Source organism: Mycobacterium lehmannii (genome assembly GCF_001499925.1).
Classification (GTDB): domain Bacteria; phylum Actinomycetota; class Actinomycetes; order Mycobacteriales; family Mycobacteriaceae; genus Mycobacterium; species Mycobacterium lehmannii.
On the sequence record NZ_LQIR01000039.1, the window covers coordinates 1 to 13958 of the forward strand.

Annotated in this window: 16 protein-coding genes; 7 read left to right on the plus strand and 9 right to left on the minus strand. The window is 67.0% G+C overall.

Features of this window, described 5'->3' with window-relative positions; all coding sequences use genetic code 11:
* From AU192_RS19085 to AU192_RS19095, 3 genes are all read left to right on the plus strand, one after another.
* Positions 1 to 653, plus strand: a 653-nt coding sequence (locus AU192_RS19085) for a cutinase family protein (RefSeq protein ID WP_064399056.1), incomplete at its 5' end; no start/stop codon positions are given.
* A 27-nt stretch (positions 654 to 680) separates the two neighbouring features.
* Positions 681 to 1340, plus strand: coding sequence for a cutinase family protein (locus AU192_RS19090; protein WP_064399038.1), 660 nt, complete (start codon positions 681 to 683; stop codon positions 1338 to 1340).
* Between the two features lie 102 nt (positions 1341 to 1442).
* On the plus strand, positions 1443 to 2099 hold the full coding sequence (locus tag AU192_RS19095) for a cutinase family protein (RefSeq protein ID WP_064399040.1): 657 nt from the start codon (positions 1443 to 1445) through the stop codon (positions 2097 to 2099).
* 7 nt (positions 2100 to 2106) lie between these two features.
* Here AU192_RS19095 and truA read toward each other — a convergent pair whose 3' ends face one another.
* The 9 genes from truA to AU192_RS19135 form a co-directional block, all read right to left on the minus strand.
* Positions 2107 to 2976 carry a tRNA pseudouridine(38-40) synthase TruA gene (gene truA, locus AU192_RS19100; protein ID WP_064399042.1) on the minus strand — a complete coding sequence of 290 codons (870 nt, stop codon included), beginning with the start codon at positions 2974 to 2976 and terminating at the stop codon, positions 2107 to 2109.
* A gap of 7 nt (positions 2977 to 2983) precedes the next feature.
* Positions 2984 to 3622, minus strand: a complete 639-nt coding sequence (gene rplQ / locus AU192_RS19105; protein WP_064399043.1) for a 50S ribosomal protein L17 — start codon at positions 3620 to 3622, stop codon at positions 2984 to 2986.
* A 63-nt stretch (positions 3623 to 3685) separates the two neighbouring features.
* Positions 3686 to 4768: a DNA-directed RNA polymerase subunit alpha gene (locus tag AU192_RS19110; RefSeq protein WP_278183971.1), complete on the minus strand. Its 1083-nt coding sequence runs from the start codon at positions 4766 to 4768 to the stop codon at positions 3686 to 3688.
* An 87-nt stretch (positions 4769 to 4855) separates the two neighbouring features.
* A complete protein-coding gene (gene rpsD, locus AU192_RS19115; RefSeq protein WP_064399046.1) occupies positions 4856 to 5461 on the minus strand; it encodes a 30S ribosomal protein S4 in 606 nt (201 codons plus the stop codon).
* 21 nt (positions 5462 to 5482) lie between these two features.
* Positions 5483 to 5899 carry a 30S ribosomal protein S11 gene (gene rpsK, locus AU192_RS19120; protein WP_064345641.1) on the minus strand — a complete coding sequence of 139 codons (417 nt, stop codon included), beginning with the start codon at positions 5897 to 5899 and terminating at the stop codon, positions 5483 to 5485.
* Positions 5900 to 5905: 6 nt separating this feature from the next.
* Positions 5906 to 6280, minus strand: a complete 375-nt coding sequence (gene rpsM, locus AU192_RS19125) for a 30S ribosomal protein S13 (protein ID WP_064345640.1) — start codon at positions 6278 to 6280, stop codon at positions 5906 to 5908.
* A 176-nt stretch (positions 6281 to 6456) separates the two neighbouring features.
* Positions 6457 to 6570 (minus strand): 50S ribosomal protein L36, encoded by a 114-nt coding sequence (gene rpmJ / locus AU192_RS25180; protein WP_003879483.1) that lies wholly within the window; start codon positions 6568 to 6570, stop codon positions 6457 to 6459.
* Between the two features lie 37 nt (positions 6571 to 6607).
* The gene (gene infA, locus AU192_RS19130) at positions 6608 to 6829 is read right to left on the minus strand and encodes a translation initiation factor IF-1 (protein ID WP_003418601.1); all 222 of its coding nucleotides are present in this window, start codon (positions 6827 to 6829) and stop codon (positions 6608 to 6610) included.
* A gap of 215 nt (positions 6830 to 7044) precedes the next feature.
* Positions 7045 to 8223 carry an alpha/beta hydrolase family protein gene (locus AU192_RS19135; protein ID WP_423202712.1) on the minus strand — a complete coding sequence of 393 codons (1179 nt, stop codon included), beginning with the start codon at positions 8221 to 8223 and terminating at the stop codon, positions 7045 to 7047.
* Between the two features lie 717 nt (positions 8224 to 8940).
* Between AU192_RS19135 and AU192_RS19145 the strand changes: the two genes are divergently transcribed.
* From AU192_RS19145 to AU192_RS19160, 4 genes are read left to right on the plus strand one after another with little or no spacing between them, the layout of a single operon-like run.
* Positions 8941 to 10608, plus strand: coding sequence for an NAD(P)/FAD-dependent oxidoreductase (locus tag AU192_RS19145; RefSeq protein ID WP_064399060.1), 1668 nt, complete (start codon positions 8941 to 8943; stop codon positions 10606 to 10608).
* Positions 10608 to 12101 (plus strand): ATP-binding protein, encoded by a 1494-nt coding sequence (locus AU192_RS19150; RefSeq protein WP_064399049.1) that lies wholly within the window; start codon positions 10608 to 10610, stop codon positions 12099 to 12101. Before AU192_RS19145 ends, AU192_RS19150 begins: the two co-directional genes overlap by 1 nt.
* 38 nt (positions 12102 to 12139) lie before the next feature.
* Entirely contained in the window at positions 12140 to 12985 is an 846-nt protein-coding gene (locus AU192_RS19155) for an LLM class F420-dependent oxidoreductase (protein ID WP_064399052.1), read from the plus strand.
* A 22-nt stretch (positions 12986 to 13007) separates the two neighbouring features.
* Positions 13008 to 13850, plus strand: a complete 843-nt coding sequence (locus AU192_RS19160; protein ID WP_064399054.1) for an LLM class F420-dependent oxidoreductase — start codon at positions 13008 to 13010, stop codon at positions 13848 to 13850.
* Positions 13851 to 13958 lie beyond the last annotated feature (108 nt).

Below are 13958 nucleotides of genomic sequence, written 5' to 3' on the forward strand. Positions count from 1 at the left end.
GCCCCCCACCCGGCCCCGTCAGCCCCGGATACGGTTCCGGCGCGACGCCCGGGCCGGCCGCCACCAGCCCCGGATACGGGTCCCCGAGGTCCTCGTGCAGCGATATCGAGGTGATCTTCGCTCGCGGCACCGACGACACCCCCGGCCTGGGCACGCCGGGCACCGCGTTCGTCAACGCGCTGCGCGGCCTGACCGGAGGGCGCACCATCAGCACGTACGCGGTCAACTATCCCGCGTCATACGACTTCCTGGCCGCCGCCGACGGCGCGACCGACGCGACGAACCGCATCGCAATGCTGGCGCAGCAGTGCCCGAGCACCCGCATCGTGCTCGGCGGGTACTCGCAGGGGGCGGCGGTCGTCGACATGCTCGCGGGTGTTCCGCCGCTCGGCAACAAGATCGGCTCGATCGGTTCGGCTCCCCCGCTGCCGGGCAGCCTGGTGCCCAACGTCGCCGCCGTCGCGGTGTTCGGCAACCCGGCGACCAAGTTCAGCAACCCGATCACCAAATCGGTGTTCGCGGGCCGCGCGATCGACCTGTGCAAGGACGGCGACCCGATCTGCTCCCGGGGCCGTAACCCGTTCGCCCACAACGACTACGTGACCGCCGGCCTGGTCCAGGAGGCAGCGAACTTCGTCGCCGGTCTGGTTTGATTCCGCGCGGCGATATCATCTCGTCCCGTGGATTTCGCTCGCCTTCGTCGTCGGTTCACCGGCGCAGCCGTCGTCGCGGCAACCGGATTGACCCCTTCCGTTCTCGCGCCACCCCTCGCTTCGGCGCAGGGCTGCTCGGATGTGACGGTGGTGTTCGCCCGCGGCACCGGTGAACCTCCCGGCATCGGCCGTGTCGGCCAGGCGTTCGTCGACGCGCTGCGTCCCCAGCTCGGGGACCGCACGCTGTCGGCCTACGGGGTGGCCTACCCGGCCACCTACGACTTTGTGATGGCGGCCGACGGTGCCGCCGACGCGGCGGCGTTCGTCACCAACACCGCGCAGTCGTGTCCGGACTCGCGCATCGTGCTCGGCGGGTTCTCTCAGGGCGCTGCGGTCGTCGACATGCTGGCCGGCATCCCGCCGCTGGGGAACCGGATCGGCGCGCTGGGCCCGGTGCTGCCACCGAACGTCGCGCCCAACGTCGCGGCCGTCGCGGTGTTCGGCAACCCGGCGACCAAGTTCGGCAACCCGATCACGTCGGCGCCGATCTTCGGTGGGCGGGCGATCGACCTGTGCACCGACGGCGACCCGATCTGTTCCCGCGGCCGCAATCCGTTCGCCCACAGCGATTACGTCGGAGCCGGAATGGCGAACCGGGCTGCGGATTTCGTGGCGCGGCTGGTCTGAGGTCGCGGCAACCGCGAAGGATTACCTTCGTCGGCGTTGATTAGTTCCTATAGGATCGGCGGAGTGCAAAACGATCTTGTTCGCAGCTTGGGGCGCCGGGGAATGCTGCTCATCGGGGCGGTCGTCCTCGCAGTCGCGGGGCTGATCGCGCCCGTCCCCCTGGGCACCCAAGGCCTTTTGTCCGTCGCCGCCGCGCAGTCGTGCCCGCAAGCGGAGCTCATCTTCGCCCGCGGTCGCACCGAGTCGCCCGGTGCCGGCGTGATCGGCAACGCGCTCATCAGCGCGCTGCGCAACAAGACCGACAAGAACATCAACCTCTATTCCGTGAACTATCCGGCCGACTACGAGATCGACATCGGCGCCAACGACATGAGCTCGCGGATCCAGGACATGGCGGCACGGTGCCCCGACACCCGGCTGGTACTCGGCGGATACTCGCTGGGCGCCGCGGTGACCGACGTCGTGCTGGCCGCACCCATCGCCGCGTTCGGGTTCGACAAGCCGCTGCCACCGGGAATGGACCGCCACATCGCCGCGGTCGCACTGTTCGGCAACGGCATCGCATGGGCCGGGCCGATCACGAACTTCAGCCCGCTCTACGGCGAGCGCACCATCGAGTTGTGCCACGGTGCCGATCCGATCTGCAACCCCGCAGAGCCGAAGACCTGGGAGGGCAACTGGCCCGACCACGCCGCGCGCGCATATGTGAATGCGGGCATGGTCAACCAGGCGGCCGACTTCATCGCCGCCCGGATCTAGAGGGGATCTAGTCGACCACCCGCAGGTCGCGGGTGACCTTCGTGCGCGCTTCGAGCTGATCGTCGGACGGGTAGTCGACGCCGACGAGGGTCAACCCCTGCGGAGGCGCTGCCGCGAATTCGCTGGACCGCCGATCGGCGGCCAACAAACTTGCGCACCAGTCGGGTTCGCGGCGGTGTTCGCCGACCGCCAGCAGCGCACCGACCAGTGACCGGACCATGGACCAGCAGAAGGCGTCGGCGCTGACATGCGCGGTGACGCGCGCCCCCTCACGCGACCAGTCCAGGCGCTGCAGGTCGCGGATGGTGGTGGCGCCCTCGCGGTGCCGACAGAATGCGGCGAAGTCGTGCAGTCCCAGTAGCTTCCGTGACGCCTCGGTCATCGCGTCCACGTCGAGCGGGCGCGGCCAGGCAGTGACAAAGCGCGCCTCGTGCGGTTCGACACCGAATGGCGCCGTCGACAATCGATAGACGTAGTGGCGGCGCAGCGCGGAGAAGCGGGCGTCGAAACCGGCGGCGGCACGCTTGACGTCGAGCACCCGCACATCTCGGGACAGGAACCGGCCGAGCCGTCGCACCAGCGGCAGGAACTCGCTGTCGCCGGGACGCGTCGCACGCGGATAAGCGTGTGGCAGGGCCTCTTCGGGCACATCGACATGAGCGACCTGACCGGTGGCGTGCACACCGGTGTCGGTACGACCCGCCCCGCGCACCACCACCGCGGTGCGGAACACCGTCGACAGCGCCTCTTCGAGGACACCGGCCACGGTCCGCTGTCCTGTCTGGACCGCCCAGCCGGCGAACTCGGTTCCGTCGTAGGCGATGTCGAGCCGGAGACGAACGAGCCCGCCACCGGATTCGATGGCGGGCTCGCTCATGACGTCCTCAGGACTTGTCGTCATCCTTATCGGCCTCAACCTGTGCGGGCTCGTCGGCCGAAGCCTCGGCCTCAGCGCCCTCGGACGACTCGGCCTCGCTCGATTCGGTCCTGGCTTCCTCGACCGATTCGTCCTCGGTGGGACCCTCGGCGGCCTCGGGCACGACCGCGGCCTGTGGGGCCGACGCGGCCGCAACCGGCTGCTCGGTCTTCTGCGCACCCGCGGCACCGGATCCGACGTCGCCGCCGGAGCGGCTCCGGCGTGCACGGTTGGCCTCCGAGGTCACCGTCTTCTCCCGCACCAGCTCGATGACCGCCATCGGGGCATTGTCGCCCTTGCGGTTCTCGACCTTGATGATGCGTGTGTAACCGCCCTCGCGGTCGGCGTAGAACGGGCCGATCTCGGCGAACAGCGTGTGCACGATGTCCTTGTCGCGGATCTTCTTCATCACCTCACGCCGGTTGTGCAGCGTGCCCTTCTTGGCGTGCGTGATGAGCTTTTCCGCATAGGGACGCAACGCCCGTGCCTTCGGCTCGGTGGTCTTGATGCGGCCGTGCTCGAAGAGCGAGGTGGCCAGGTTGGCCAGCAGCGCCTTCTGGTGCGAGGACGACCCGCCGAGGCGAGGGCCCTTGGTGGGCTTGGGCATTGCGACTATCTCCTATGTGGGGCCGACCCCCGTATCAGGTAGGGCCGGGACGGACTCTGTTGTTTAGAGCTGTTCGGTTTCGGCGTAGTCCTGGTTGTCGTCCAGGTCGTAGCCGGCATCGCTGTTCCACGTGCCGGTGGCGACGTCGTAGCCGGCGACCTCGGACGGATCGAACGAGGCTGGGCTGTCCTTGAGCGACAGGCCCAACTGATGCAGCTTGATCTTCACCTCGTCGATGGACTTCTGGCCGAAGTTGCGGATGTCCAGCAGGTCGGACTCCGTGCGTGCGACCAGTTCGCCCACGGTGTGCACACCCTCGCGCTTGAGGCAGTTGTACGACCGCACCGTCAGGTCCAGATCGTCGATCGGCAGCGCGAAGCTGGCGATGTGATCGGCCTCGGCCGGGGAGGGCCCGATCTCGATACCTTCGGCCTCGACGTTGAGTTCCCGTGCCAGACCGAACAATTCGACCAGCGTCTTGCCCGCCGAAGCGAGCGCGTCACGCGGCGTGATCGAGTTCTTGGTCTCCACGTCGAGGATCAGCTTGTCGAAGTCGGTGCGCTGCTCGACGCGGGTGGCCTCCACCTTGTAGGTGACCTTGAGCACCGGCGAGTAGATCGAATCGACAGGGATGCGGCCGATTTCGGCGCCCGAGGCCTTGTTCTGCACGGCCGGCACGTAGCCGCGACCGCGCTCGACGACGAGCTCGACCTCGAGCTTGCCCTTGTCGTTGAGGGTGGCGATGTGCATCTCGGGGTTGTGCACCGTCACGCCGGCGGGCGGAACGATGTCACCCGCGGTGACCTCACCCGGCCCCTGCTTGCGCAGGTACATGGTGACCGGCTCGTCCTCTTCGGACGAGACGACCAGGCCCTTGAGGTTCAGGATGATGTCGGTGACGTCTTCCTTGACTCCGGGCACCGTGGTGAACTCGTGCAGCACTCCGTCGATGCGGATGCTGGTGACCGCCGCGCCCGGGATGGACGACAGCAACGTGCGCCGAAGCGAATTGCCAAGGGTGTAGCCGAAACCCGGCTCCAGCGGCTCGATGACGAACTGGGAGCGGTTCTCGGCCTTGACATCTTCGGACAGTGTGGGGCGCTGAGAAATCAGCATGTGTTTCTTCTTCCTTTCGACGACCGCTATATGACGTCTCTTGGGGTTCTCGGGGGCGGCGCCCCCGAGGGGGGCTTCTCTTGGGGGTTCTCGCGGGCGGCGCCCCCGAGGGGGGCTTTACTTCGAGTACAGCTCGACGATCAGCTGCTCGGACAGCGGCACGTCGATCTGCGCGCGCTCCGGCAGCTGGTGCACCAGGATGCGCTGACGCTCGCCGACGACCTGAAGCCACGACGGGATCGGGCGGTCGCCCGCGGTCTCCCGCGCGATCACGAAAGGATCGGTGTTGAGCGACTTTTCCTTCACGTCGATGATGTCGTACTGCGACACCCGGTAGCTCGGGATGTCGACCTTGACACCGTTGACCAGGAAGTGGCCGTGGCTGACCAGCTGTCGCGCCATCCGGCGGGTGCGGGCCAGGCCTGCGCGGTAGATGACGTTGTCCAGCCGGCTCTCCAGGATGCGCAGCAGGTTGTCACCGGTCTTGCCGGGCAGCCTGTTGGCCTCCTCGTAGTAGCGACGGAACTGCTTCTCCATCACGCCGTAGGAGAAGCGGGCCTTCTGCTTCTCCTGCAGCTGCAGGCGGTATTCGCTTTCCTTGATCCGCGCGCGACCGTGCTGGCCGGGCGGGTAGGGGCGCTTCTCGAACGACTGATCGCCGCCGACCAGGTCCACGCCGAGGCGGCGGGACTTGCGGGTCGCGGGTCCGGTGTAACGAGCCATTGTCTGTTTCTCCTCGTCCTACTAGACCCGGCGCCGCTTCGGCGGACGGCACCCGTTGTGCGGCTGCGGCGTGACATCGGCGATCGCGCCGACCTCGAGGCCGGCGGCCTGCAGCGACCGGATCGCGGTCTCGCGGCCCGAGCCCGGGCCCTTGACGAACACGTCGACCTTCTTCACGCCGTGTTCCTGCGCCTTGCGGGCGGCGTTCTCGGCGGCCAGCTGCGCGGCGAACGGTGTGGACTTACGCGAGCCCTTGAAGCCCACGTGCCCCGACGACGCCCAGGCGATGACGTTGCCCTGCGGGTCGGTGATCGTCACGATCGTGTTGTTGAACGTGCTCTTGATGTGCGCGGCACCGTGCGGGACGTTCTTCTTTTCCCTGCGACGGGTCTTCTGCCCCTTCTTGGGGCCGGCCGCGGTCTTTTTTGCGGGTGGCATCGTCGATTACCTGGCCTTCTTCTTGCCGGCGATGGTGCGCTTGGGACCCTTGCGGGTGCGCGCGTTGGTCTTGGTCCGCTGGCCGCGCACCGGAAGCCCACGGCGGTGCCGCAGACCCTGGTAGCAGCCGATCTCGATCTTGCGGCGGATGTCGGCCTGCACCTCGCGGCGCAGATCGCCCTCCACCTTGAGGTTGGCTTCGATGTAGTCGCGCAGCTGGGTCACCTGATCATCGGTCAGGTCCTTGGTGCGCAGATCCCGGCTGATGCCGGTGGCATCCAGAATCTCCTGGGAGCGGGTACGGCCGACGCCGTAGATATAGGTCAGGGCGATCTCCATGCGCTTATCGCGCGGGAGGTCGACGCCCACGAGACGTGCCATCAGGCGGTGTTCCTTCTTCTATGCGGAGGTCTTGTCCCAGTCCGTTCCCTCATATGGGGTCCGGCCTCCGTGCCGGACGTGACGAGCGGCGCTGATACGTCTTTTTGGCGCTGACGCGCCGGGCAGCTCAGTGGTACTGGGGTTTCGTCATTCAGTTGTGTCGGCAGCCGGCGGGTCTAGCCCTGCCGCTGCTTGTGGCGTGGATCAGAGCAGATCACCATGACCCGCCCATGCCGGCGGATCACCCTGCACTTATCGCAAATGGGCTTGACGCTCGGGTTCACCTTCACGGCTCGTTCGATCCTGTTCTTCTGGAGTGTCTGTTTTTTACTTGTACCGGTAAACGATGCGGCCCCGGGACAGGTCGTAGGGAGACAGCTCCACCACGACGCGGTCCTCGGGCAGGATGCGGATGTAGTGCTGCCGCATCTTGCCGCTGATGTGGGCAAGGACCTTGTGTCCGTTCTCCAGCTCAATGCGGAACATCGCATTGGGCAGGGGTTCGACCACGCGACCCTCGACCTCTATGGCACCGTCTTTCTTGGCCATTGTTTTTCGGAGATCCTCCGTGTCCTGATTGTTGGCGCCTTCCCGCCGCGAGCGGCGGATACTGCTTGTGGCGCAGCATTTGCTCCGACTACAGAACGTGAGCCAGTAGCCAGAAATTCCTGAACAGGGCACGCAAAGAGTCGGCGCGATCACCGCACCGTTGATCCATGGTACTCGCCCACCGGCCGCGCCCAAAATCGCGACGGAGGGCTCCGTCACCCCGTCGCCGTCTCGGGCCGGTCCGGTTCTGCGTCACTACCGCGGACCAGGCCCGATTGCACCAGCGCGGCCGTGACGAACCGGTGCACGGGCCGGGACCTGAAGAAGCCGGTGTGCCCGCCGCGGTACCACTGGATGTCGGGACGGCCCCAGTGCTCCCACAGCCGGTCGATCTGCTCGCGCGGGTGGACCACCTGGTCGGCGATGCCCGCGTAGATGAAGCGCCCGGCCATCGGGACTTGCGGCGGCAACGACAGCGGCGAGATCATCCGGCCCAGCGGGGCGGCCAGCCTGATCGTCTCCATCCGCGGATCGTCGCTGTCCATGCCGGAGTGCCGCGCCAAAAGCCCGACCAGGTCTGCGACCGGCACGCCCAGCACCGCGCATTCCAGGTCCTCGTCGAGGCTGGCCACCAACGCCGCGATGAAACCGCCCAACGACAGGCCGTACACGCCGATCGGCGCCTCCGGCTGCTGCCGGCGGATCCATGCCAGCAGGCTGCGGACGTCCCACACCGCCTGCGCGGTGGCGTGGATGTCGTCGAGGACGTCCTCGCCGGGGAACACCGCACCCTTCGGCAGTCCCTTGGCTCGCGGACCGTGCATCGGCAGCACCGGCATCACGACGTTGAGACCCAACTCCTCATGCAGGTACCAGGCGCGGAAGATCGCCAGATCGATCGCCGCCCGCCCCATCTCGGTGCCGTGGACACACACCAGCCACGGCCGCGGTTCGGGGTGGCGCAGCAGCAGACCGTAGCCGCGGGAGACGGCGTCATAACCCAGCCAGCGGTCGGCGCCCGGTTCGGCGGCGTCCGGCCGGTACCCGCTGGTCCAGCGCAACCGGTAATAGGAGCGGTTGCGGCGACGCACCGGTGAGACGTCCAAGTCGCTGGGCGGCCCCGGCGCGGCGAAGAACGCCGCCGGATCGTCGAGGCATCCACGCTCTCCGTAGAAGTCCAGCGCCGCCACCACTTCACCGTGGATCCGCTCGAACGCCCGCGGATCGCTGAGCGGACGCCGCGCTCGCAGCCCGAGCAGCACCACTTCGTCACGGAACGCCTCGGCGGCCAACGCGACCGTCGGCCGCACGGTCGGCGTCTGATCGCGGCCGTCGTGGAGGTAGTCACGCCACGAGCGCGCGTAGTAGCCGCCAGTTCTCGTCAGCGGTTGCACCGCATTGCGCAGCGGCGCCTGTATCCGCGGCACGGTGGGGCGGTGCGGAGTACGTGCGTCGTTGTCGGCGCCGACGCCGATGTCGTCTGTTCCCACACCTCCGACAGTAGCGACGCGGTCGTCGTACCCGTAGTGCCATTGGTCACCTGTTGAACCGTGCAATCGTACTGAGGCTGAGCCGGATTCGGCGCTGGCCGCCCAGCGCCAGTGGCGCTCACCACTGTGCACGACAAATGTGGCGGCCCCTATACCCGACCTAAGGTCGTTCTGCCGCTTCGTTTGCCGCATAGGTGACTTCGGTCCCTAGCCATCGCCGGCGGCCGGTGGTCCGATGAGAAGTGGTCAACGGCGGTGAAACCCGGCTCACATCTCGTGCTGGTGTCACCGGCTGACTTCGGCCGGCTGCAACGGGGCGAGAAGGCCTCGGGCTGTTGGTCGTTCGTGCTCCGGCGAGAAGTGGGACGGACCCGCCTTGTGGTGCGCGGCAGCGGTGGCGCGGTCGGGCATTCCTGGTTCGACATACCGCATTTCGTGATGGAGCAGAAGATGATACGCGGCATAGCACAGCGCACCCAGCGGACCCGCAGCCGGGAAATCACCGAAGCGCTCAACCGGCACCCGTCAGGAAGGCGGTCTCGTCGACCCCGGATGGTTTCGCAGCGAACCTGAGCAACTGACCCCGATATCGGCTGGACGATGGGCGCATACTTGTACGCGATGACCGGCCCCTCGTCCCAGCCTCGTAAACCCGTCATTTTGAGCGTCGATGACGATCCGGCGGTGTCGCGCGCTGTCGCCCGCGATCTGCGCCGCCACTACGGCGAGGGATTTCGCGTCGTACGCGCCGAGAACGGCCCCGATGCGCTCGAGACGCTCAACGAACTCAAACTGCGCGGTGAGACTGTCGCGGTGTTCGTCGCCGACTACCGGATGCCGCAGATGAGCGGGATCGAGTTCCTCGAAGAGGCGATGGACATCTTCCCGATGGCCCGCCGCGTGCTGCTGACCGCATATGCCGACACGCACGCCGCGATCGACGCGATCAACGTCGTCGACCTCGATCACTACCTGCTCAAACCGTGGGACCCGCCGCAGGAGAAGCTCTATCCGGTGATCGACGCGCTGATCGAGGCCTGGCGCGAGACCGGCGACCGGGCGATCCCGCACACCAAGATCATCGGGCACCCGTGGAATGCACGCTCGTCGGAAGTTCGCGAGTTCCTCGCCCGCAACCGGCTCTACTACACGTGGTTCCGCGCCGACGAACCCAAGGGAAGGCAGCTACTCGATGCCGCGGGACTCGACGGGCTGACGCTTCCGGTGGTGGTCACCGAACAGGGCGAGACGCTCGTCGCGCCGGACGACGCCGAACTCGGCGCGACGCTCGGCTTGTCGATCACGCCCTCGGAGGACTTCTACGATCTGGTCGTCATCGGCGGCGGCCCCGCGGGTCTGGCCGCGGCGGTATACGGTGCCGCCGAAGGCCTCAAGACGGTGCTCATCGAGCGCACGGCAACCGGTGGGCAGGCCGGCCAGAGCTCACGGATCGAGAACTACCTCGGCTTTCCCGACGGCGTCTCGGGGTCTCAGCTCGCCGAACGGGCCCGCAGACAAGCCGAGAAGTTCGCGGCCGAGCTCATCACGGCGGCCGAGGTCACCGCGCTCGAGATCGACGGCAACGCGCGCACCGTCCACCTGTCCGACGGCCGGTCGATCGGGACGCGGGCCGTGATTCTGGCGATGGGTGTGGAGTACCGCCAGCTGCCCGCCGAGGGCTGCGCAGATCTCACCGGCGCAGGCGTCTACTACGGAGCCACCTCCTCGGTGGCCGCCGAATGCGAGGACGAGGAGGTCTTCGTCATCGGCGGCGCCAACTCCGCGGGGCAGGCCGCGATGTTCCTGTCACGAACCGCGAAGAAGGTGAGCATCGTCTGCCGCCGCACCCTCGAGGACTCGATGTCCTACTACCTGATCCAGCAGATCAGGACGACCGACAACATCCGCGAACTTCCGCACACCGCAGTGCACAAGGTCGAAGGCAACGGCCACCTCGAACGCATCTGCCTGGAGAACCTGAACACCGGTGTGCGCGAGGAACACACGTGCGGGCGCATGTTCATCTTCATCGGAGCCGAACCGCGCACCGACTGGGTGGAACAGGCCGGTATCGCCCGCGACGACCACGGATTCATCCTCGCCGGACCCGATCTGCGCGACGTGGCCGGCTGGACGCTGGACCGTCCGCCGCACCACCTGGAAACAAGCGTGCCCGGTGTGTTTGTTGCAGGAGATGTGCGTTCCGAATCCGCCAAGAGGGTGGCGGCCGCCGTCGGCGAAGGGTCGATGGCGGTGATGTTGGTGCACCGATACCTGGCGGAGGCGTGATGGGCGACAACGAGAACCAGTGCATGCCCGACGAACTGCGCTCGCTGTTCCTGTTCGAGGCGCTCGACGACCGGCAACTACAGGTGCTGTGCGACAACGGCCACATCACCACGTTCGACCCCGGTCCGGTGTGCACCGAGGGCGACCCCGCGACCTGTTTCTACGTGCTGCTCGACGGTGAGCTGGTGATGTCGAAGCGCTCGGGCGGCGTGGACATCGAGACCAATCGCACGTCCCAGCGCGGGGTGTACTGCGGCGCGTGGTCGGCCTACGTCCCCGGCGAGGAGCACCTCTACGAAGCCTCGGTTCGCGTCACGAGGCCGTCCCGCTTCTTCGTGCTCGACGCCGACGCGTTCGCGAAATTCATGCAAGCGGAGTTCCCGATGGCAGTGCACCTGCTCGAGGGGCACCGCGTCGGCGGCCGGCGCCAGAGTCAGATCCTCGGCCAGCGCGAGAAGCTGCTGGCGCTGGGCACGATCACCGCCGGCCTGACCCATCAGCTCAACAACCCGGCGGCGGCCGCCGCCCGCGCGGTGGCCGACCTTCGCGAGGGCGTCGGCAAGATGCGCTACAAGCTGGCGATGCTGGCCGACGGCAAGTTCACCCCGGAAGCGCTGCGGGTGCTCGTGCGAATCCAGGACGAAGTCGCCGAGCAGGTCGCCAAGTCCAAGGCGCAGGAACTCACCGCGCTGGAGTTGTCCGACTCCGAAGAGCACATCGGCGACTGGCTGGAGGGCCGCGGCATCGCCAGCGCCTGGGACTACGCCCCGACGTTCGTGGAGGCGGGCCTGGACCTCGACTGGCTCGAACGTGTGCAAGCCTCGATCGATGACGTCGACTGCTCGGCGACGCTGCAAAGCGCATTGGGTTGGCTGAAGTACACGATCGACGCCGAACTACGGATGAACGAGATCGCCGACGCCAGCAAGCGGATCTCGGCGCTGCTGGCCGGCGCCAAGCAGTACTCGCAGATGGACCGCAGCGAGTACCAGGCCGCCAACGTCCACGAGCTGATCCACAGCACGATCAAGACCATCTTCGGCGACAAGGTAGGTAAGGACAAACCGGTCGCGCTGGTGTGGGAGAAGGACACCACACTGCCTCAATTGATGTGCTACCCAGGCGATCTCAACGAAGTCTGGACCAACATCATCGACAACGCGATCCAAGCGATGAACTATGAGGGCACGTTGACGATCCGCACGTCGCGCAAGAACGACGAAATGATCCGCGTCGAGATCTGCGACGACGGACAAGGCATCGCCGAGAAGAACATCGACCGCATCTTCACACCGTTCTTCACCACCAAGCCGTTCGGTCAGGGCACCGGTCTGGGGCTCGATCTCGCCCGGCGCATCGTCGTCGAAAAGCACCACGGCGACATCCAGGTCACGTCCGCGCCCGGCGACACCCGGTTCGTCATCGATCTACCGTTGGTTGCGCCGGCCTCCGAAGCGCCGACCCCGACGGAACTTCCCCTCACAGCCGGATAGCCGGAATAACCCTTGGACACCGAGAAGTTGGAGCGACCATGACGAAACCCGATCTCGGCAGGTACGGCGCGTTCGGCCATTACTCCATGTGGCAGAAGCTGAGCCCGGAGCAACTGCGGGCCATCGAAGACCTCGGCTACGGGGCGATCTGGGCAGGCGGTTCACCGGCGGCCGAATTGTCCTGGGCGGAACCGATTCTCGAGGCGACGAACACACTCAAACTGGCGACCGGCATCGTCAACATCTGGACCGCGGACGCCGAGCCGGTCAGCGAGTCCTTCCACCGCATCGAGAAGGCCCATCCGGGACGCTTTGTGCTGGGTATCGGCGTCGGCCACCCGGAGGCTCATACCGAATACCAGAAGCCGTACGACGCGCTCGTCACCTACCTCGACAAGCTCGACGAGCACGGGGTGCCGAAGGACAGAAGGGTGGTCGCGGCGCTGGGTCCGCGGGTGCTCAAGCTGTCCGCGGACCGCGCGGCCGGGCCGCACCCCTACCTGACGACGCCGGAACACACCGCCGAGGCGCGCAAGCTGATCGGCCCGGATGCGTTCATCGCTCCTGAGCACAAGGTGGTGCCGACCACCGACCCCGAGCAGGCGCGCGCGGTCGGCCGCAAGGCACTCGCGATCTATCTCAACCTGACGAACTATCTCAACAGCTGGAAGCGTCTCGGATTCACCGACGACGAGGTCGCGAAGCCGGGCAGCGACCGGCTTGTCGACGCCGTGGTGGCGTATGGCACCGTCGACGCCATAGCCGAACGGCTCAACGAGCATCTCGAGGCGGGCGCCGACCACGTGCCCGTGCAGGTGCTCACCGGACCGGACAAGCTGGTGGACGCGTTGGCTCAATTGGCGGGTCCGCTCGGATTGAAGTGACGTCACCACCGAAGGGATCCGTATGACTGAGCTCAAGCCCAATTTCGGCCGCTACGGCGTATGGACGTTCGGCGTTCCGAAACCCGAACAGGCCGTGGAGATCGAGAAGCTCGGCTACGGCGCGGTGTGGATCGGCGGATCGCCTGCCGGCAACCTGGAATACGTCGAGCCGATCCTCGAGCGCACCGAGAACCTTCAGGTCGCGACCGGGATCATCAACGTGTGGACGGCGCCCGCCGGCGAGGTCGCCGACGCCTACCACCGCGTCGAGGAGGCGTATCCGGGCCGGTTCCTGCTGGGCATCGGTATCGGTCATCCCGAGCACACCGAGGAGTACCGCAAACCGTACGACGTGCTCGTCGAGTACCTCGACGCGCTGGATGCGAAGAAGGTGCCGACGAGCCGGCGGGTGATCGCGGCGCTGGGGCCCAAGGTGCTCAAGCTGTCGGCGCAGCGCAGCGCAGGGGCGCACCCGTACCTGACCACCCCGCAGCACACCGGAGAGGCACGAAACCTCTTGGGCCCCACGGTGTTCATCGCACCGGAGCACAAGGTCGTATTGGCCCGCGACGCCGAGGCATCGCGCGAGATCGGCAGGCAGACAGTCGATTTCTACCTCAACCTGTCGAACTACCTGAACAACTGGAAGCGTTTGGGCTTCACCGAGGACGACGTCGCCAAGCCCGGCAGCGACCGGCTGATCGACGCGCTCGTCGCCCACGGCACCCCCGACGCGATCGCCGCGCGGCTCAACGAGCACCTGGACGCGGGTGCCGATCACGTCGCGATCCAGGTGCTCGGCGGATGGGACGTCTTGATCCCCACACTGACCGAGTTGGCCGGGCCGCTCGGTTTGAAGGGCTGACGGGGCCCACCGTCAACCGGTCGGGGGTAGCAGCATCGTCTGCCAGGTCTTGTTCTGCGGCGCACCGGGTTCCGGTGGAGCGGTGGGGGGGTTCGCAGATCCCCGGTG